The organism is Dactylosporangium sp. NPDC006015 (assembly GCF_040614215.1).
In the GTDB taxonomy this organism is placed as follows: Bacteria; Actinomycetota; Actinomycetes; order Mycobacteriales; family Micromonosporaceae; genus Dactylosporangium; species Dactylosporangium maewongense.
Window position 1 is genome coordinate 158,891 of record NZ_JBEXUD010000007.1, and the last position, 19,114, is coordinate 178,004.

Here is a 19,114-nt window from a genome sequence, read left to right on the forward strand (position 1 = left end):
GTGTTGCGCCGGCCCGGTTGATCCAAGGACGGATGTGGCGGTGGGGGTGGCCAGGGTTGTCCTTCGATCGGGTGCTCGGGATCGGTGTGTGCACGGTGTCGGGTGGCTGGCCGTCGCGGGTGCTGGCTTGATCCAAGGACGGGTCTGGTCGTGCGCGCGGCCAGGGTTGTCCTTGGATCATGTGGTCGAGTCCGGCGACGGGGCTGTTGCCTGGTCCGGGTGCGGTGGTGCGTCCGGCGCTGTAGTCCAGGGGCGGATCTGGTGGTGCGGGCAGACGCTGTTCGCCCAGCCGCCACAGACGTTGATCAATGCCCGGCTTTGCGGCTTTTGTCCACAGGCGGTGTGGGATCCGGGGCGGGTTGAGTGATCGAGCTGTGGGTGGATCGCGCAACGTCCATCGCGAGGCGGGGGCATGCGGGGTATTGGTCAACGTCTGTTCGCTGGGTGCGGGTCGGGGCTGACGGGGTCCGTGATCCGGAAGGGTTTGTGCAGCACAGGTGGCGCAAGGTCTTCCGGAGCATGGGGAGCCCTGGTCACTGCGGAGGACGGCCACCGGATGCGGCGCGCATGCGCCGCTTGGCCTGGCTCGCGCCTCGGTGCGGGCAGTGCGTCGCGGAGCGGCGCATTGGGGTGCGGGTGGGGATCCCCGCAGGGGTCCGCCGCGGCAGCGGTGGGGGGAATTACAGCTTGAGCTGGGGAAACGCGGTAACGTTCAGAAAAGGGTCAACTTCCGTTGGATTCAGCAAAAGTTTGGTAACGGGAGATAGAAGACCTAGACGCGGCGCTTCGGAGGGCCTAAAGTCTCGACGCAACACGGGTGTAACGCATGGCACACGACCCGGCAACCGGCACCTCAACGGAGGTGTGGTGGTGTAGCCGCGTGTCGCGGACGCCTGCCTGCGACCAGATGAGGAGGTGCCATTGTGAACACGGTCAGTGCGGTAGACGGCCCCGTTCAGTCGCGCCTGCTCCGCTTGTTGCGGGACACCGGTGCGTTGTCGCGTGCGGAGCTGGCGGATCGCCTGGAGGTGCCGCGGCCGCGGCTGCTCGCGGACCTGGACGCGCTCGTCGCGACCGGGCTCATCCGCGAGGCGGGCCCGGCGGCGAGCCGGGGTGGTCGCAGGTCGACGCTGGTGGAGCTGAACCCCGATCTGCGGTTCGCCGCGGTGGACCTGGGGGCGAGCTCGATCGACGTCGAGATCACCGATGGGCGGCTGGAGCCGGTCGCGGCGTACGGGGAACCCGCCGACATCAGGTCGGGACCGAAAGTAATACTGCAACGGGTCAACGAGATTCTGCACAAGTTCCGTGTGGATGGCTCGTTCGAGCGGTTGCACGCGATCGGCATCGGCGTGCCAGGGCCGGTCAGTTTCCGGGACGGCGTTCCGGTCTCGCCACCGATCATGCCCGGCTGGGACAGGTTCCCGGTGCGGGAGGTGCTCGGGCGCGAGTTCAACTGCCCGGTCGTCGTCGACAACGACGTGAACATCATGAGCATCGGCGAGCGCTACGGCGGCGTCGCGCACTCGGTGGACAACCTGCTCTTCCTCAAGGTGGGGACCGGCATCGGGTGCGGCATCTACCTCAACGGTGAGGTGTACCGGGGCACCGACGGGTGCGCCGGCGACATCGGGCACATCCAGGTCGACAGTCACGGGCCGGTGTGCTCGTGCGGCAACGTCGGCTGCCTGGAGGCCTTGTTCGGTGGCGGCGCGCTGGCGCGTGACGCGACGGCGGCGGCCCGCAGCGGTGCCTCACCGGCGCTCGCGGACCGGCTGAACGCCAACGGCATCGTGACCGCCAAGGACGTCGCCGACGGCGCCGCCGAGGGTGACGTCACGTGCATCCGCCTGATCCGTGACGGTGGGCGCCGGGTGGGTGGGGTGCTGGCCGGCCTGGTCAGCTTCATCAACCCGTCGATGATCGTGATCGGCGGCGGTCTCGCCGGCCTCGGTCACATCCTGCTGGCGGAGATTCGTAGCGTCGTCTACCGGCGTTCGCTTCCCCTCGCGACCGGCAATCTGCCGGTCGTCCTGTCCGAGCTCGGCCCCCGCGCCGGCGTTGTTGGCGCCGCGGTCCTGGCCAGCGAACTCGCATATGGACGGCCATCATGACAACTACGGACGACATCGTCCTGAAACTTACCGATGTGGTGAAGACCTTCCCCGGCGTCCGTGCGCTCGACGGGGTCCAGCTGGAGGTGCGGGCCGGGGAGGTGCACTGCCTCCTCGGGCAGAACGGCGCCGGCAAGTCCACGCTGATCAAGGTGCTCTCGGGCGCGCACACCCCGGACTCCGGCGAGATCATGTGGCTGGGTCAGCCGGCCACGTTCAACAGCCCGCAGACGGCCATGAAGGCCGGCATCGCCACCATCTACCAGGAGCTCGACCTCGTCGACGGCCTCAGCGTCGCCGAGAACATGTACCTCGGTCACGAGCCGCACAGCGCCGGGTTCGTCGCCCGGCGCACCATGCGCCACGGCGCGGCGGAGATCCTCGCGCGGCTCGGCCACGCGGAGATCCCCGTGGGTCGGGAGGTCGGCAAGCTGCCGGCCGCCGCGAAGCAGATCGTGAGCATGGGCCGGGCGCTGTCCCGCGAGGCGCGGCTGCTCATCATGGACGAGCCGAGCGCCGTGCTCGCCCACGACGAGGTGGAGAACCTGTTCCGCATGGTCCGCGCGCTGACGGCGCAGGGCATCGCGGTCATCTACATCTCCCACCGTATGGAGGAGATCCGCGAGATCGGCGACCGCGTGACGGTGCTCAAGGACGGCCGCACCACGGCGGCCAACCTCGACGCGAAGGCCACGCCGACCCGCGAGCTGGTCAGCAAGATGACCGGCCGCACCATCGAGTATGTCTTTCCGGAAAAATCGGATAAGTCGAATAAGTCGGATACTCCGGCGGAAGAGCTGCTGCTCAGCGTCGATGGCTTGAGCCTGGAAGGGCGGTTCAGCGACATCTCGCTGAACGTCCACGCGGGGGAGATCGTCGGGATCACCGGCCTGGTCGGCTCCGGGCGGTCGGAGGTGCTGGAGACCATCTTCGGCGCCCGCCGCGCCACCGCCGGCACGGTCGCGATCGGGGGCAAGGTGCTGCGCAAGGGCAGCGTCAACGCCGCCGTGAAGGCCGGCATCGGCATGGCCCCCGAGGAGCGCAAGAGCCAGGCGCTGCTGCTCGGCGAGCCGATCTACCGCAACGTCACCCTCGCCGGGTTCACCCGCTTCGCCCGCGCCGGCTTCACCGACGCCGGGCGTGAGCGCTCCGAGGCCCAGAAGATCACCCAGGGCCTCGACCTGCGCCCGAACGACGTCCGGCGCCCCGTGCGTACCCTCTCCGGCGGCAACCAGCAGAAGGTCGTCGTCGGCCGGTGGCTGCTGGGCGGCACCCGGCTGCTCCTGCTCGACGAGCCCACCCGAGGCGTCGACGTCGGCGCCCGCGCCGAGCTCTACCAGGTGATCCGCAGACTCGCCGACGAGGGTGTCGGTGTGCTGCTCGTGTCCAGCGAGGTGCCCGAGGTGCTGGGCCTGTCCGACCGCGTGCTCGTCATGCGTGAGGGACGGCTCGTACGGGAGGCTCCGGCGGACGAACTCGACGAAGACACCGTGCTCGACCTCGTGATGGCCGGCTCACTGCTGGACGGGGCCGATATGGCGAGCACCGCCCCTGAAGGGACCGCAGCATGAGCACCGCGACCACACCGTCCGCCGACTCCGTGGAGCTGAGCAAGGGCGCGGCGAGCGCCGCCGGGCAGGGCTGGTTGCAGCGGGACGGTGCCGACTCCGTCAAGCGCAACCTCGCCCTCATCGGGGTCCTGGTGCTGCTGCTGATCATCGGTGCCGTCACCCGTCCCGACATCTTCCTCGACCTCGACCGGCTCTGGTCCAACGAGCTGACCGTGCTGACCCAGGCGTCCAGCATCGGCGTGATCGTGGTCGGCATGACGTTCGTGATGATCAGCGGCGGCATCGACCTGTCGGTCGGCGCGCTGCTGGCCCTCGCCAGCGTCTGGTGCACCACCGTGGCGACGCAGGACATGGGGCCGGCCGCGATGGTCTTCACCGCGCTCGCCGTCGGTGCGGCCGCCGGCCTCGTCAACGGCGGCCTGATCGCCTACGGCAAGCTGGTGCCCTTCATCGCGACGCTCGCCATGATGCTGTCCGCCCGCGGTCTCGCCCAGAACATCTCCGGGTCGCACACCCAGATCACGTCGGACCCGTTCATCAAGAGCCTCGCCGGCGACCGGCTGCTCGGCGTCCCGTACATGGTCATCATCTTCGTGGCGGTCACCGCGCTCGGCTGGGTCCTGCTCAACCGCACCACCTTCGGCCGCCGCACCATCGCGATCGGCGGCAACGCCGAGGCCGCCCGCCTGGCCGGCATCAACGTCCGGTTGCAGACGATGCTGCTGTACGTGCTGTCGGGCCTCTGCTGCGGCATCGCCGCGCTGATGATCGTGTCGCAGACGACCTCCGGCAGCAACACCCACGGCGACCTGTACGAGCTCAACGCGATCGCCGCCGCGATCATCGGCGGCACCGCCCTCACCGGCGGCCGCGGCACCATCGTCGGCTCGCTCCTCGGCGTGCTGATCTTCACCCAGATCACGAACCTGTTCATCGTCAACAACCTGCAGCTGGACGTCCAGCGGATCATCAACGGCGGCATCATCGTCGCCGCGGTCCTGATCCAGCAGTTCCGGGTCGGCTCCTTCTTCCGGACCCGCCTCAACAGATAGGCACCTCGGTCCCACCTCGATAGGGCGCATCGCCACCGAACACCCAGCACCGCCGTCGCGACGGCAGTGTGGATCAACACGCCCAAAATGCAGCAAAACCTACCCGCCCCCCATCCCACAGACGACCAGGAGGTCGTGATGAGCGCATCCTCGGGTGACATGTCCCGCCGCAAGCTTCTCCTCGGCGGGGCCGCCCTCGGCGCCGGTGCACTGCTCGCCGGTTGCACGTCCAACGACAAGAAGGACGACGACGCCGGCACCAACACGAAGGTGAACGCCGCCGCCTCGGAGGCGCCCGGCAAGGCCGTCACCATCGGCTTCTCGGCCCCGGCCGCCGACCACGGCTGGATCGGCGCCATCACCGCGAACGCCAAGGCGCAGGCCGCCAAGTTCTCCGACGTGACCCTGAAGGTCGTCGACGCCGGTAAGGACGCCCCCGCGCAGATCGCGGCGCTGGACACCCTGATCGGCTCGAAGCCCGACGCGATCGTGCTGCTGCCGCAGGACGGTGCGCAGCTCACCGAGATCGGCAAGAAGGCCACCGCGGCCGGCATCATCGTCATCAACCTCGACCGGGAGTTCTCCGACTCGGCCGCCTCATTCTCGCTGATCAAGGGCGACAACTACGGCATGGGCATCGCCGCCGGCAAGTACATCGGCGAGAAGCTCAAGGGCAAGACCGACGCCGTCATCGGCGAGATCCCGGGCATCGACGAGCTCCAGCTGACCAAGGACCGGTCGAAGGGCTTCGCCGACGCGCTCAAGACCTACGGCCTGACCGTCAAGCACCGGGTCGCGGCGGGCTTCACCGTCGAGTCCGGCCAGAAGGCCGCGGCGAACCTGCTGCAGGCCGCGCCGAAGCTCGACGCCGTGTGGAACCACGACGACGACCAGGGCGTCGGCGTCCTCGCCGCGATCCAGCAGGCGGGCCGCAAGGAGTTCTTCATGGTCGGCGGCGCCGGCTCCCGCGACGCGATGGACCACATCAAGGCCGGCGACTCGGTGCTGACCGCGACGGTCACCTACCCGCCGTCGATGGCGTCCTCGGCGATCATCCTGGCCCGCCTCGCCGCCCAGGGCAAGGGCATGGGCGACCTGGTCGAGCTGCAGGTGCCGAAGCTGATCGTCCTGCAGTCCGAGACGATCACGAAGGACAACGTCGACAAGTACCTGCCGCTCGGCTTCAAGTCCTAGCAGGTCGTCAGGTAGAGCCAACCACCAGAAAGGAAACCGCCAGTGTCCACTCAGGGCAGCAGCGGGGAGCTGCGCGTCGGCATGGTCGGATACGCATTCATGGGCGCCGCGCACTCACAGGCGTGGCGCACCGTGAACCGGGTCTTCGACCTGCCGGTGCGGGCGACCATGGTCGCCGTCTGCGGCCGCGATGGGGCGAAGGTGGCGGACGCCGCCAGCCGGCTCGGGTGGGCCGAAGCGGTGACCGACTGGCGCGAGCTGATCGCCCGGGACGACATCGACGTCATTGACGTCTGTACCCCGGGCGACAGCCACGCCGAGATCGCCATCGCCGCGCTCGAAGCGGGCAAGCACGTGCTGTGCGAGAAGCCGCTCGCCAACACGGTCGAAGAGGCGCGCGCGATGGTCGCGGCGGCGGCGAAGGCCCGGGCGCTCGGCGTCCGGTCCGCCTGCGGGTTCAACTACCGCCGGGTCCCCGCCGTCTCGTTGATGCGCAACCTCATCGCCGACGGCCGGCTCGGCGCCATCCGGCACGTCAGAGCCGTCTACCTGCAGGACTGGATCACCGATCCCAACTTCCCGCTCGTCTGGCGGCTCCAGAAGGACAAGGCCGGCTCGGGCGCGCTCGGCGACATCGGCGCGCACATCATCGACCTGACCCAGTTCGTCACGGGCCAGCAGATCACCGGCGTCACCGGCATCACCGAGACGTTCATCAAGGAGCGCCCGCTGCCGGAGGCGTCCAGCGGGCTCTCCGCGAGCGCGGGCGCCACGACGGGTGAGGTCACCGTCGACGACGCCGCGGTCTTCGTCGCCCGGCTCTCCGGCGGCGGCCTGGCCACCTACGAGGCGACCCGCTTCGCGACCGGCCGCAAGAACGGGCTCAAGGTCGAGATCAACGGCGAGCTCGGCTCGCTCGTCTTCGACCTGGAGCGGCTCAACGAGCTCGAGTACTACGACGCCACGAAGCCGGCCGCCGAGCAGGGCTTCAGCCGCATCCTGGTGACCGAGGGCGAGCACCCGTACCTCTCCGCCTGGTGGCCGCCGGGCCACATCATCGGCTACGAGCACTCGTTCACCCACGAGATGCGGGACTTCATCGAGGCGGTGGCCACCGGGCAGGACCCGACGCCGTCGTTCGAGGACGCGCTGCAGGTACAACTCGTGCTCGACGCCGTGGAGAAGTCCGACGCGTCATGGGTCAGCGTGCTGGCATGAACGATCCCTACGCCCCCACTCCCGCGGACCGGTTCTCGTTCGGGCTCTGGACGGTGGGCTGGCAGGCCCAGGACGTCTTCGGCTCGGCGTCGCGCGCGGCGCTCGACCCGGTCGAGTCCGTGCACCGGCTCGCGGAGCTGGGGGCGTACGGGGTGAGCTTCCACGACGACGACCTGATCCCGTTCGGCAGCGACGAAACCGTCCGGGACAAGCTGATCGGCCGCTTCCGCGAGGCCCTCGACACCAGCGGCATGGTGGTGTCGATGGCCACCACCAACCTGTTCGGCCACCCGATCTTCAAGGACGGCGCGTTCACCGCCAACGACCGTGCCGTCCGCCGGTTCGCGCTGCAGAAGGTGCTGCGCAACATCGACCTCGCCGCCGAGCTCGGCGCGCCGACCTACGTGCTGTGGGGCGGTCGCGAGGGCGCCGAGTCCGGTGCCGGCAAGCAGATGCGGGCGGCGCTCGACCGGTACCGCGAGGCCATCAACGCCCTGTGCGCGTACATCCGCGAGCGCGGCTACGACATCCGCCTCGCCATCGAACCGAAGCCCAACGAGCCCCGCGGCGACATCCTGCTGCCGACGATCGGCCACGCCCTCGCACTGATCTCGACCCTGGATGAGCCGTCGCGGGTGGGGCTCAACCCCGAGGTGGGGCACGAGGAGATGGCCGGGCTCAACTTCGCCCACGGCATCGCCCAGGCGCTGTGGCACGGCAAGCTCTTCCACGTCGACCTCAACGGCCAGCACGGCCCGCGGTTCGACCAGGACCTGCGGTTCGGCGCCGGCAACCTCCGCGGCGCCTTCTGGACCGTCGACGTGCTGGAGAACAGCTCCGGCTACCCGACGGCCTACGCGGGACCCCGCCACTTCGACTACAAGCCACCACGTACCGAGGACGCCGCGGGGGTGTGGGTCACCGCCGCGGCGTGCATGCGCAACTACCTGATCCTCAAGGACAAGGTCCGTACGTTCCGTGACGACCCCGAGGTGTCGGCGGCGCTCGCGACGGCCCGCGTCGACGAGCTTTCGGTGCCGACGCTGATGCCGGGGGAGTCGCTCTCGGCGCTGCGGGCCGAGGAGATCGACGTCGAAGCGGTGGCCGCCCGCGGGATGGCCTTCGAACGCCTCGACCAGCTCGCCATGGAACACCTCCTGGGGATCAGGGGATGAGCACCGCATAAACGAAGCTTTTCCTCGCCGGCAGCGAGGGCCTTGCCGCGGTTGCGCCCCGCGGCAGGGTAGCCGGCGGGGAAGGGTCCGTCGGGCCGGCGCGGCACGTGTGCCGCGCCGGCGGACGGGCAACAACTGAAGACGACATCATGACGGCGCGACGGCGCGCGCTCACGCCCATCGTGAAGGATCTGTCATGCCCAGAAGCACAGCCCGGAACTGGTTCGCCGCCGCTACGGCGGGCCTGCTCGCCGCGGCCACACTGAACCCGGTGCCCGCCAGCGCCGCCGACGCCCCGTACAAGGTCCTGGTCTTCTCGAAGACCGCGGGCTTCCGCCACTCGTCGATCCCCAACGGCATCGCCGCCGTCCAGTCGCTCGGCTCCACCAACAACTTCACCGTCACCGCCACCGAGGACGCCGCCGCGTTCACCGCCGCCAACCTGGCCCAGTACCAGACGGTCGTCTTCATGTCGACGACCGGGGACGTGCTCAACGACGCCCAGCAGACCGCGTTCGAGGCCTACATCCGTGGTGGCGGCGGGTACGTCGGCGTGCACGCCGCGGCCGACACCGAGTACAGCTGGCCGTTCTACGGCACGCTCGCCGGTGCCTGGTTCGCGTCGCACCCGGCGATCCAGCAGGCGAGCGTGAACGTCGAGGACCGCAGCCACCCGGCCACGGCCCACCTCGGCGCCACCTGGACCCGCACCGACGAGTGGTACAACTACCAGACCAACCCGCGGGCCACGGCGCACGTCCTGGCCTCGCTCAACGAGTCGTCGTACTCGGGTGGATCGATGAGCGGCGACCACCCGATCACCTGGTGCAAGACCATCGACAGCGGCCGGTCGTTCTACACCGGCTTCGGGCACACCGAGGAGAGCTACGCCGACACCAACTTCCGCAACCTGCTGCTCGGTGCCATCCGGTACACGGCGAAGCGCGTCGACGGCGACTGCGCGGCGCCGGTCCAGCCGTCCGGCAGCGTCTACCAGGCCGAGGCGTGGTCGGCGACCGGCGGCGTCCAGGTCGCGAACCACGCGGCCGCCGTCGGCGGCAAGACCGCCGGCTACATCGACAACAATGACTGGATCTCGTTCACTGGCGTGAACCTGTCCAACGTCACCGGCGTCAGCCTGCGCTCGTCGTCGGCCGGCGCGGGCGGTACCGTCGAACTGCGCGCCGGAAGCACCACCGGCACCCTGCTCGGCAGCGCCGCGATCGCCAACACCGGCAGCTGGGAGACCTTCCGTGACGTGTTCACGCCGCTGTCGACCAACGCCAGCACCTCGTTGTTCCTGGTCTTCCGTGGCACCGGCAGCTCCCTGTTCGACCTCGACCAGCTCACCCTGACGCGCTCCGCCACGACCCGCCAGGGCGAGGCGTGGTCGTCGATGAGCGGCCTGCAGGTCGCCGGGCACGCCCCCGCCACCGGTGGGCAGACCGCCGGGTTCATCGACAACAACGACTGGGCCGCGTACACCGGACTGTCGCTGGGCACCGCCGCCGGCGTCCGCGTCAAGTGGTCCTCGGCCGGCCCCGGCGGCACGATCGAGCTCCGGGCCGGCTCGGCGACCGGCGCGCTGCTCGGCACGCTCGCGGTCGCCAACACGGGCAGCTGGGACACGTTCCGCACGGCCTCGGTCGCCCTGGTCCCGAACGCGTCGACCACGCTGTGCCTGGTGTTCCGCGGCGGCAGCGGATCGCTCTTCGACGTCGACGAATTCACGGTGTTCAGCGCCTGAACTTCGGTCGCGGGTTCTCCCGCGACCGGACAGACGGGTGGCGGGGTCGCGACGCCGACCGGCCCCGCTGTCCGGGCCCCGTCCGCTCGGATGCACCACAGCACCTGCACAACGTCCCGGGTGGTGACGCCGACTCCCCCCGTGGCCGGGCAGGTGCGATCCGGGCGGACGGGTCGCCTTTTTTGGCTGTTGTACTGGCATCGCCTGGTTCCTAAACTGGGTGTTGCACCTGGTCGGCCCTTGGACAGGTGCGGGTGGGAGGCGCAACCCACCCGCGCCGCTGTTTGCGTTCATCGGCCTCTTTTCAGGTCTCTCCCTCGCGCCCTCATCACCGCCGTTACACCGGAGGAACTCTCATGGCGCGTCCGATCACGCTGTTTACCGGCCAGTGGGCCGACCTGCCCTTCGAGGAGGTCTGCCGGCTGGCCTCGGAATGGGGCTACGACGGCCTCGAGATCGCCTGCTGGGGTGATCACTTCGAGGTCGACAAGGCGCTCTCCGACGAGTCCTACGTGGACCGCAAGCTGGAGACCCTGGCCAAGCACAACCTGAAGGTCTACGCGATCTCCAACCACCTGGTCGGCCAGGCCGTCTGCGACCACCCGATCGACCAGCGGCACCAGGGCATCCTGCCCGCCCGCATCTGGGGCGACGGGTCGCCGGAAGGCGTCCGCCAGCGTGCCGCCGCCGAGATCGCGGACACCGCCCGCGCCGCCCGCAAGCTCGGCGTCGACGTGGTGGTCGGCTTCACCGGCTCGTCCATCTGGCACACCCTGGCCATGTTCCCGCCCGTGCCGCCGCAGATGATCGAGGACGGCTACCAGGACTTCGCCGACCGGTGGAACCCGATCCTCGACGTCTTCGACGAGGTCGGCGTCCGCTTCGCGCACGAGGTGCACCCCAGCGAGATCGCCTACGACTACTGGACCACCAAGCGCACCCTCGAGGCGATCGGCAACCGGCCCGCGTTCGGCCTCAACTGGGACCCGTCGCACTTCGTGTGGCAGGAGCTCGACCCGGTGAACTTCATCTTCGACTTCGCCGACCGGATCTACCACGTCGACTGCAAGGACGCGAAGGTCCGAACCGGCGACGGGCGCCGCGGGCGGCTCGCCTCGCACCTGCCGTGGGCCGACATGCGCCGCGGCTGGGACTTCGTCTCGACCGGCCACGGCGACGTACCGTGGGAGGACTGCTTCCGGGCGCTCAACGCGATCGGCTACAACGGCCCGATCTCCATCGAATGGGAGGACGCGGGCATGGACCGCCTCATCGGCGCGCCCGAGGCCCTCTCGTTCGTGCGCCGGCTGGCGTTCGACGCCCCGGCGGCCGCCTTCGACGCGGCGTTCTCGTCCTCGTCCTGATCCCGCACACACGAAAGGCCGGCCTCGCGGCCGGCCTTTCGTGTCTTTGTCGCTTCTTTCGCTTCTTTCGCTTAGTAGCTGGTGCCGCCGCTGGGGGTCGTCTTGGACGGACCCGTGGTCGCCAGCACGTCCCGCTCGATGGCCGGCGTGGTGGTCGTCTCCGAGGAGCCCATCAGCCGCTGCCCGAGATCGCTCTCAGCGAACCGGCTGTTGGCCAGCTTGTCGGTCACCATGGTCTTGCCCTCGCTGTAGAGCCGCGTCGCCTGCTCCTGAACGACCCCGGCGGCTTCCTGCACCGTCGGGCTCTCCTTGATCTTCAGGGCAGTCGCCTTGAGCTCTTCGTACTTCTCCCGACCGGCCCGGGCGCCGAGCACGAAGCCCGCGGCCAGTCCGCCGAGGAACAGTAGCTTGCCGCGCATAGCGACGAACCTCCTTCTGAGCGGCGCCCGGTCATCGTTACGTCTTCAGCGCCGTCCTGGTCCTGGGTTACCCGTCCATCCTCGTTCCGACACATCGATCATGTACCCGTTTGCCGAGATCTGGCACACGATGGGATGGTCTCCGCCGCGCCGCGCACAACCCGCTGGCGCGACCCCGGGGTGCGTGCTGTACTCTTTGCCGGTCGCCCTGATTCACCGGGTTTCCTGGGGGGTCTGAGCGCTGCAATCCCGCGTAGCTCAATTGGCAGAGCAGCCGGCTGTTAACCGGCAGGTTATAGGTTCGAGTCCTATCGCGGGAGCTCCAAACGGCCCCTTACCGGGGCCATTTTACTGCCCGGACCCTTTCCGGGCGGCGTCCCGCTTGCGCAGGTCGGTAAGCTTGCCATCGCTCGGGGCGGTAGCTCAGCGGGTTAGAGCAGGGGACTCATAATCCCTCGGTCGCGGGTTCGAGTCCCGCCCGCCCCACCGACCTGGGTGGACCCTGCTCGTGGTCCCTCCGGGACCGCTCGCCGGCGGTCGGCGGGATTCCCCGCGCAGCCTCCGGCTGCTCCCCATCGGGGGAGCTGCGCTCCACCCGCGCCCCCTCAGGACCGTCGCGGGCTGGTCTGGTGGCGTCGGTTCATGCCCGTCTGTGTGGTGAGCGGCGGGCCTTCGACGCGGATCGTGCGGTTCGTGTGGTGCATCGTGCGCTCCACAGTCATCGGCGCACCGGCGGAGCCGGCGCTCCCCAGTGGGGGAGCTGCGCTTCACCCACACCCCCTCAACACCGTCGCGGGGCTGGGCTTTGCGCCCACAGGCCTGCCTGTTGCGGGGCTTGTGGCCTCTGGGTGTTTACGGGGCGAGTTGGTCGATCGTCATGCCGACGTCGCTGAGGATGCCTCGAAGGGTGCCCTTGGCAACGTCGCGGTTGCCGTGGACCGGCACTGTTGTGCCGCGCCCGTCAGGATGCCGCAGGATGTGGTGGCTTCCGCTGACCCTTGCCACTGTGAAGCCGTGACGTTCAAGTGCCTTGACGACGCGACTCCCCGGAACGGAAGGGATCGGCGGCATCAGGCTGCCAGAGTGACGGACAGCTCGCGAGGCACGCCGAATTCCTCGATGAGGCCGAGAAGCGCTTCGCGGAGGTCGTCCAGTGCGGCTTCCTCGGTGTCGCCTTCGCCATGGGCGCCGACACCCGGACGCAGCTGGGCGTGGGCGCACCAGACCCCGTCCTCGTCGCGCTCGACGACGACCGGCACGGTGACTGTGCGAGGTTCAGCCATAGCGCAAACCATAACTCGTCCTCCGGCGCGGGTGTGAGCGCTGGAAGCGGCGCACGGGCGCATCCGCGGCGCGCTGAAATTACGGCACTTCGTCGTGAACTGGACAAACGTCCTAACGACGTGGTGCCTGCGATCATGATCGAGGGGTTCGAAGTGGTGCTTCGTGCGCTCCGCCGGTGTGCTCACCTGCACGTTCGTGCTGGGTGGGCGATGCGTTGCGCGAACCGCCGTGTCGTGTGTGTCCTGGGCGGGCCCGGTCTCAGGGTGACGTGCGCCGCCATTCGATGGCTCGCGGGCGTGTGGCGGGGAGACAAGACTGTCCTTGACCGTCTTGTTGCGATGGAGCGAAGTGGTCAATCGTCATGGAGACATCGTTGAGGATGCCTCGAAGGGTGCCCTTGGCGATGTCGCGGTTGCCGTGGACCGGCGAAGAAGGTTCAGAGGGCGCTGCTGAGCGGATCATGCTTGTCGAGTTGGAAACGGCCGCTTCGACAGCACTCGGCTCGTGGCGCTTCACCGAGCTGGGTCGGGGCGGTGGGCGCTGATGAATCCCTCTACGATCCAGCGATGCGCATCCGGTTTCGCCTTGCCGCGACGTGTCTGCTGATCGTCATCGGCGCCGCCGGTTGCGGCGGCACGCCGGTTGCGAGCGGTGCTGCGGCACCACTGTCGCGGGGGAGTGCGGCGCCGGGCAGTTCCATGCCCGTCAGCGCGCCGACCGGCGGGTCACCACAGGTGAGCGTCAGCGTGCGTCCCTCCGGCACGCGGACCACCACGACGACGACGAAGCCTGCACCGAAGCCGTCCAGTGCTGCGCCGCCCGCGATGACGGTCACCAGCGCGACCCTGAAGATGAGCCCTGAGTCGTATGGCGTCCTGCCGTGCATCCAGTGGGATCAGACGGTCCGGCTCGACTTCACCATCCAGGTCAGTTCCACCGCGCGCAGCGAGGTGAAGTTCGACGTGGAGTCCAGCGCCGGCCTGGTCCGCAGTGGCACGTACTACGGCACCCCCACGCAGGATGGTGTTGCCACGGGCTCCGAGTCGACAGTCGTGAAGGTCGGGCCCGGCCGACCCGAGACGGTGACGTTCTGGCTCCGGGTGACGAAGCCGACGAGCAAGGAGTCGAACCGCGTCACGTTCCACAACTACTGCGCCTGAACGACGCGGTTCAAGCGGAGGAAGTTTCGCGGCTCGATCAGGGTGCCGAACCTGGTCGTCATCACCAAGCCGTTCTCGTGCCATGCGTCACCAGCCGCAGGTCTGAGCGGAACTTGCGGTGCGGTGACACCCTCCCCGCCGCCATCACAAGAACCTGGCACCGGTGAGGGCAGCACCGCTGTGAGTGGTCACCGCTGAGGAGCCCTCGCGCTATCCGCGCGGCCCCGACGCACGGCCGTCGCCGGTCACTCAGACCCCGGAGTCGCTATCCCACCTGCTTGCCGAATGACCTGCGGTACATGTCGTTCGGGCAGCCCCTAGCCGACCAGCCGCCACCCGCGTACAGCCACCCACCGTAGTAGAGGTATCGGAGATTGTCGTTGAGCCCGTACGAGCAGGAGATGGCGATCCTGTACCGGCCCGTTCCCTGTTCGCAGCGGACCGCGGCATCGCCGGCCCGCTGGGCGTCGCTCCAGCTGTACGTGCAGTCAGTGGGCTCGGCCATTGCCGCGGCGGGAGCGACGAACGCCGCACCGGCCGCAGCCGTGAGCGCCACGACGCCGCGAACGACTCGCATCCGCGTTTTCGGGTTCTTCATCTTGCTCCTTCGGGCAGGTGACGCAGTGCAACTGACGAAGGCGAGGATTTCATTGACCGCTATCACCGCGCTCCTTGACCGCTATCAGTGTCACGGGCGCCCGGTGAGGCTGAACACTTTCTGTGCCTCCGGCGAACTACAGGTGTGATGCAACTGTGGACGACGTGGGGGAGGCGGACTTGGTCGTGATGACGCAGCCCGGCGCAGCGCAGGGACAGGACGCTGGCGCCGACCTCGTTGAAGAGGCGAAACGCGTGCCTGAGCGGTTCACCGCCGTGTTCGACCAGCACTACCGGCAGATCTACGCGTACGCGGCCCGACGGCTCGGTCCCGACCTGGCCGAGGACGTGGCGTCGGAGACGTTCCTGGTCGCGTTCGACCGCCGGCACAGTTACGACAGTGCGCGGGCCGGGGTGCGGCCGTGGCTGTACGGCATCGCCTCCAATCTCATCGCCCGTCACGCGCGGGCCGAGACGCGGCGGTACAAGGCCCTCGCCAAGGCTGTCGACGCGCAGGAAACGGGCGACCACGCCGACGCCGTCGCCGGGCGGCTCGACGCGACGGCCGTGCGTGGCCGCCTCGCGGAGGCGTTACGACGGCTGCCCGAGCCGGCCCGGGCGGTGCTGCTGCTCGTGGCGTGGGCGGGGCTCAGCCAGCAGGAGGTCGCGGCGGCGCTCGACATTCCCGCCGGCACGGCCAGGTCCCGGTTGCACCGGGCGCGTCAGGAGATGCGGCAGGCGCTCGGCGCCGAGATCGAGGTGAGCGAGTGATGGACGAGATCGGCGCGCTGCGCGAGGCGTTCGGGGGCGACGAGGTCCCCGGCCAGGCAGCCGAGAACCGGGCCCGCGCGGCCCTCCACCAGCGGATGTCGTCGAAGGAGCAGCGAGTGACCAGCATGAGCCGGAAGCGTTTCGCCATCACGGCCGGGGTCGTCGTGGCGGCCGCCGCCGCGGTCGCCGTCACCGCGGTCATGGTGGTGCGGGGAGGCGGCGGCCACGCGCCGGTGCCGGACGCCGCGCCGACGCTGAACGCACCGGCCGCCAAGGGGGTGCTGCCGTTCGCCCGCCCGGCCAGCGCCGCCGAGTACCTGGAGAACGCCGCCTGGACGGCCGAGCGCAAGCCGTGGAAGGACCCGCGGCCCGACCAGTTCATGTACATCGAGACGCTGGAGCTGCGCAACAAGCCGGCCTACGAGAACGAGCACCCGAACGATCCGATCAGGACCGGCATGGGCGAGAACCGCAAGATCCAGGAGTGGAACAGCATCGACGGGCAGACCAGGGCGGGCTACAAGGACGGCCGGCTCGTGGTGACCAGGCGCGGGCAGGGCGGCGAGTACTGGTACCGGATCGCGTGGTCGACGATCACGTCGATGACCCGCCCGGACAAGGTGCCGGACGCCGTGCCCGGACCCGGTTCGATGGGCATCGAGCTGGACGCGTTCATCGGCCAGTACGTCGTGCCGCCGAACGTACAGGCGGCGATCTTCCGGCACCTGGCGCAGGCGCCCGGGATGACGATCAACCCCGACGCGGTCAACATCGACGGCCGCCCGGCGGTCGGGCTCGGCCGGATCGTCGAGGGCTACCTGTCGCAGGAGCTGCTGTTCGACCAGCAGACGTACCAGTTCATCGGCGAGCGGCTGGTCGCCGTCAAGGACCACGTGAGCCACGGCGACGACGGCGACCACGTCAGCCACCGCGGCGACGTGTACCGCCAGGTCATCTACTCGAAGATGACCATCGTCGACCGCCCCGGCGACACGCAGTAGCGCCCCGGACGCCGCCCCGGGCCGAACCGGCCGGGGCGGCGCTGCCGCGCGGGGTGGTCAGGTGGTGACGGTGACCGGGTGGGAGCGGGGGGACTCGCCGGCGGAGTTCAGGGCGGTCACCTCGAACGTGTGCGCGCCCGGCGGGACGCTCGTCACGAGGTACGCCGGGCCGTAGCTCCAGGCGATCCGCACCCCGTCGCGGTACACGTTGTAGCCGTCGGTGGCGGTCTGGACCGCTTCCCAGGCGAGCCACACCTGGCCCGGGGCGGGGGTGGAGGTGGCGACCGAGCGGGGAGCGTACGGCGGGGTGGTCTGGGCGGGCATGATGTTCGTGGTGACGGGCTGCGACAGGGCCGACTCGCCGGCCGTGGTGACCGCCGACACCGCGTACGTGTGCGAGGTGCCGGGGGTGAGCCCGGTCAACGTGACGGACGGTTCGGAGCCGGTGGTGGCCCGCAGCGCGCCGTTCTCGTAGACGCGGTACTGGCCGGCGCCCGGCGAGCCGGTCCAGGTCAGCCGCACCGAGTGGCTGGTGGTCTCGGACGGGCTCAGGTCGGTCGGGGGCGCCGGGACGGTGCTGGGGCTGTCCGGGCCGGAGAGCACGAGGTCGTCGGCCTCGAACGCGGCCTGGGCGTACCAGCCGTGCACGTACACCCGGACGGTCGTGGTCGTCGGGCCGGTGGTGAAGGGGACCGACAGCCGGGTCCACTGGCCGCTCGGCGGCGACCAGGTCCCGCCGAGCTCGGTGCCGAGGAAGGCGTACCCGCCGCGGACCCACCCGGAGACGGTGTACGACGAACCCGGCCGCACCGGCACGACCTGCGCGCACTCGGCGGTCGACGCGAGCGTCGGGGTGCCGGTCAGCGCGTACTGGCCCGAGTGCCCGCCCCAGGTGGTGGCGGTGCCGGCCCCGCAGGTCCATCGGGCGGCCGCCGACTCGAACCCCGGGTTCGCCAGCAGGTTCACCTCGCCGGCCGCGGCCGCGGAGGGAGCGAACGGGGCGATACAAAGGCAGGTCGCGAGAGCGACCGTGGTCAGCCGGCGCACAGCGTGGCCCTTTCCCGGGAACCGGACCGGCCTGTCGGCCGCGATTCTGTAAGGAAAGCTTCCTGAATCATTGCTGTCAATGCTGCGAACGGACGGGGCACCGGGAGTGCCCCGTCCGGCGGTGCGTCAGACGGACAGGGTCCAGACGTTGATGAAGCCGCTGTCGGACGCGGCGGCGTCCTGCACGATCAGCCGCCAGGTGCCGTTGCGGGCCTCGGAGGACAGGTTCAGGGTGTAGGTCTGGTCGATGTTGTCGGCGCTGGCCCCTTGGCGGTTGCTCAGGATGTACACGCTGCCGTCGGGCGCGACGAGCGACACGACCAGGTCGCCGCGGTACGTGTGGACGATGTGGACCTCGACGGTGCTCGTGGCCGACGCGTTACCCGCGCAGCCGGCGATGGTCACCCTGCTCTCGACCGTGGACAGGTCGACGGTGGACACGTCGGTGGGGTTGGTGGCGGTGCAGGCGGTGCCGTTCGTCGCTACGGGGTTGAGGGTCCAGGTGTTGATGTAGCCGTTGTCGCCGTTCGCGGCGTCCTGCACGCGCAGCCGCCAGGTGCCGTTGAGGGGCTCGGAGGAGAGGTTCAGGTTGTAGGTCTGGTCGATGTTGTCGGCGCTGCCCCCTTGGCGGTTGCTCAGGATGTACACGCTGCCGTCGGGCGCGACGAGCGACACGACCAGGTCGCCGCGGTACGTGTGGACGATGTGGACCTCGACGGTGCTCGTGGCCGACGCGTTACCCGTGCAGCCGGCGAGGGTGATCGTGCTCTCCACCGTCGCCAGGTCGACGATCGTCACGTCGGCGGGGTTGGTGCCGGTGCAGGTCCCGGCCGCGGCGGCGGGGGAGCCGCTCACCGCCACCGCGGCCGAGATCGCCAGCAGGCCCGCGCCGAGCCACCGCGTTGCCGATGTTCCCGCAGTACGCATTGCTTCTCCTCGTTGAACCGGTATCCCGCAGGGCCCTGAGGGGTCCTGAACGGAAGGTCGTAACGAGGACGGCGGTCGGCGGCGGTCCGGACGTCAGTTTTTTGACGTATCAGGCGGGACGCGAGAACTGGTAGTGCGCGATCCGCCACGTGTCGCCGGAGCGGCGGACGAGCACGCCCAGGAAGCCGCGTACCGGTGGGCGTTCGGTGAACGTGAACTCGACCGCCGCGTAGCCGAGGATGAGGTCGTCGGACAGGTGGCGGGTCTCCCGGAGGTCGTAGGCGGCGGTGAGGCCGATCGGCTGCGGCGCGTAGTACGCGACGACGGCGGCCGGGCCGACGCCGTACGGGTGCACGCCCTGGAAGATCGCGTCGTCGGTGAAGAGCGTCGCGACGCGGTCGGGGTCGTGGGCGTCCACGGCGGACTTCCAGCCGTCCAGGACGTCGCGGAGCACGCTTTCGTCGGACATGAGC

General features: G+C 69.5%; 18 protein-coding genes, 2 tRNA genes and 1 pseudogene. 13 read left to right on the forward strand and 8 right to left on the reverse strand.

Going from position 1 to position 19,114, the window contains the following annotated elements:
* Positions 1 to 923: 923 nt before the first annotated feature.
* The 8 genes from ABZ321_RS14845 to ABZ321_RS14880 all read left to right on the forward strand — a co-directional run bounded on the left by ABZ321_RS14845 (position 924) and on the right by ABZ321_RS14880 (position 11,435).
* A complete protein-coding gene (locus ABZ321_RS14845) occupies positions 924 to 2,114 on the forward strand; it encodes an ROK family transcriptional regulator (protein WP_344506037.1) in 1,191 nt (396 codons plus the stop codon).
* Positions 2,111 to 3,685: a sugar ABC transporter ATP-binding protein gene (locus ABZ321_RS14850; protein WP_354891237.1), complete on the forward strand. Its 1,575-nt coding sequence runs from the start codon at positions 2,111 to 2,113 to the stop codon at positions 3,683 to 3,685. The genes ABZ321_RS14845 and ABZ321_RS14850 overlap by 4 nt, the downstream gene beginning before the upstream one ends.
* Positions 3,682 to 4,737 (forward strand): ABC transporter permease, encoded by a 1,056-nt coding sequence (locus ABZ321_RS14855; protein ID WP_344506039.1) that lies wholly within the window; start codon positions 3,682 to 3,684, stop codon positions 4,735 to 4,737. The genes ABZ321_RS14850 and ABZ321_RS14855 overlap by 4 nt, the downstream gene beginning before the upstream one ends.
* A gap of 138 nt (positions 4,738 to 4,875) precedes the next feature.
* Positions 4,876 to 5,931: a substrate-binding domain-containing protein gene (locus ABZ321_RS14860; protein ID WP_344506040.1), complete on the forward strand. Its 1,056-nt coding sequence runs from the start codon at positions 4,876 to 4,878 to the stop codon at positions 5,929 to 5,931.
* A gap of 81 nt (positions 5,932 to 6,012) precedes the next feature.
* Entirely contained in the window at positions 6,013 to 7,149 is a 1,137-nt protein-coding gene (locus tag ABZ321_RS14865; protein WP_344506335.1) for a Gfo/Idh/MocA family oxidoreductase, read from the forward strand.
* Positions 7,146 to 8,324, forward strand: coding sequence for a xylose isomerase (gene xylA, locus ABZ321_RS14870; RefSeq protein ID WP_344506041.1), 1,179 nt, complete (start codon positions 7,146 to 7,148; stop codon positions 8,322 to 8,324). The genes ABZ321_RS14865 and xylA overlap by 4 nt, the downstream gene beginning before the upstream one ends.
* Before the next feature lie 196 nt (positions 8,325 to 8,520).
* Positions 8,521 to 10,071 carry a ThuA domain-containing protein gene (locus ABZ321_RS14875; protein ID WP_344506042.1) on the forward strand — a complete coding sequence of 517 codons (1,551 nt, stop codon included), beginning with the start codon at positions 8,521 to 8,523 and terminating at the stop codon, positions 10,069 to 10,071.
* A 356-nt stretch (positions 10,072 to 10,427) separates the two neighbouring features.
* On the forward strand, positions 10,428 to 11,435 hold the full coding sequence (locus ABZ321_RS14880; protein ID WP_344506043.1) for a sugar phosphate isomerase/epimerase family protein: 1,008 nt from the start codon (positions 10,428 to 10,430) through the stop codon (positions 11,433 to 11,435).
* Positions 11,436 to 11,506: 71 nt separating this feature from the next.
* On the opposite strand, the gene ABZ321_RS14885 is transcribed toward ABZ321_RS14880, so the two are convergent.
* Complete coding sequence (locus tag ABZ321_RS14885) at positions 11,507 to 11,854, reverse strand: hypothetical protein (protein ID WP_344506044.1); 348 nt, start codon at positions 11,852 to 11,854, stop codon at positions 11,507 to 11,509.
* Positions 11,855 to 12,101: 247 nt separating this feature from the next.
* On the opposite strand from ABZ321_RS14885, the gene ABZ321_RS14890 reads away from it, so the two are divergent.
* Both ABZ321_RS14890 and ABZ321_RS14895 read left to right on the forward strand, forming a co-directional pair.
* A tRNA-Asn gene (locus tag ABZ321_RS14890) sits at positions 12,102 to 12,174 on the forward strand.
* Between the two features lie 92 nt (positions 12,175 to 12,266).
* Positions 12,267 to 12,340 (forward strand) — tRNA-Ile (locus tag ABZ321_RS14895).
* A gap of 366 nt (positions 12,341 to 12,706) precedes the next feature.
* Here the strand turns inward: ABZ321_RS14895 and ABZ321_RS14900 are convergent.
* The 3 genes from ABZ321_RS14900 to ABZ321_RS14910 form a co-directional block, all read right to left on the reverse strand.
* Entirely contained in the window at positions 12,707 to 12,925 is a 219-nt protein-coding gene (locus ABZ321_RS14900; RefSeq protein ID WP_354891238.1) for a type II toxin-antitoxin system HicA family toxin, read from the reverse strand.
* On the reverse strand, positions 12,925 to 13,137 hold the full coding sequence (locus ABZ321_RS14905) for a hypothetical protein (RefSeq protein WP_354891239.1): 213 nt from the start codon (positions 13,135 to 13,137) through the stop codon (positions 12,925 to 12,927). The genes ABZ321_RS14900 and ABZ321_RS14905 overlap by 1 nt, the downstream gene beginning before the upstream one ends.
* A gap of 554 nt (positions 13,138 to 13,691) precedes the next feature.
* Positions 13,692 to 13,973: a hypothetical protein gene (locus tag ABZ321_RS14910; protein ID WP_354891240.1), complete on the reverse strand. Its 282-nt coding sequence runs from the start codon at positions 13,971 to 13,973 to the stop codon at positions 13,692 to 13,694.
* Between ABZ321_RS14910 and ABZ321_RS14915 the strand changes: the two genes are divergently transcribed.
* Positions 13,963 to 14,298, forward strand: a complete 336-nt coding sequence (locus tag ABZ321_RS14915; protein WP_344506048.1) for a hypothetical protein — start codon at positions 13,963 to 13,965, stop codon at positions 14,296 to 14,298. The two genes, ABZ321_RS14910 and ABZ321_RS14915, sit on opposite strands and share 11 nt — an antisense overlap.
* Before the next feature lie 265 nt (positions 14,299 to 14,563).
* Here the strand turns inward: ABZ321_RS14915 and ABZ321_RS14920 are convergent, their stop codons facing one another.
* Complete coding sequence (locus ABZ321_RS14920) at positions 14,564 to 14,896, reverse strand: hypothetical protein (RefSeq protein WP_344506049.1); 333 nt, start codon at positions 14,894 to 14,896, stop codon at positions 14,564 to 14,566.
* 254 nt (positions 14,897 to 15,150) lie between these two features.
* Here ABZ321_RS14920 and ABZ321_RS14925 point away from each other — a divergent pair, with 254 nt between their 5' ends.
* Complete coding sequence (locus ABZ321_RS14925) at positions 15,151 to 15,666, forward strand: sigma-70 family RNA polymerase sigma factor (RefSeq protein WP_344506050.1); 516 nt, start codon at positions 15,151 to 15,153, stop codon at positions 15,664 to 15,666.
* The gene (locus tag ABZ321_RS14930) at positions 15,666 to 16,667 is read left to right on the forward strand and encodes a hypothetical protein (RefSeq protein WP_354891241.1); all 1,002 of its coding nucleotides are present in this window, start codon (positions 15,666 to 15,668) and stop codon (positions 16,665 to 16,667) included. The genes ABZ321_RS14925 and ABZ321_RS14930 overlap by 1 nt, the downstream gene beginning before the upstream one ends.
* A gap of 57 nt (positions 16,668 to 16,724) precedes the next feature.
* Here ABZ321_RS14930 and ABZ321_RS14935 read toward each other — a convergent pair whose 3' ends face one another.
* The 3 genes and pseudogenes from ABZ321_RS14935 to ABZ321_RS14945 form a co-directional block, all read right to left on the reverse strand.
* Positions 16,725 to 17,633, reverse strand: a complete 909-nt coding sequence (locus ABZ321_RS14935; RefSeq protein WP_354891242.1) for a carbohydrate binding domain-containing protein — start codon at positions 17,631 to 17,633, stop codon at positions 16,725 to 16,727.
* Between the two features lie 207 nt (positions 17,634 to 17,840).
* A pseudogene (locus ABZ321_RS14940) lies at positions 17,841 to 18,536 on the reverse strand (proprotein convertase P-domain-containing protein); the annotation flags it as partial.
* A gap of 214 nt (positions 18,537 to 18,750) precedes the next feature.
* Positions 18,751 to 19,110 (reverse strand): SgcJ/EcaC family oxidoreductase, encoded by a 360-nt coding sequence (locus tag ABZ321_RS14945; protein WP_344506053.1) that lies wholly within the window; start codon positions 19,108 to 19,110, stop codon positions 18,751 to 18,753.
* Positions 19,111 to 19,114 lie beyond the last annotated feature (4 nt).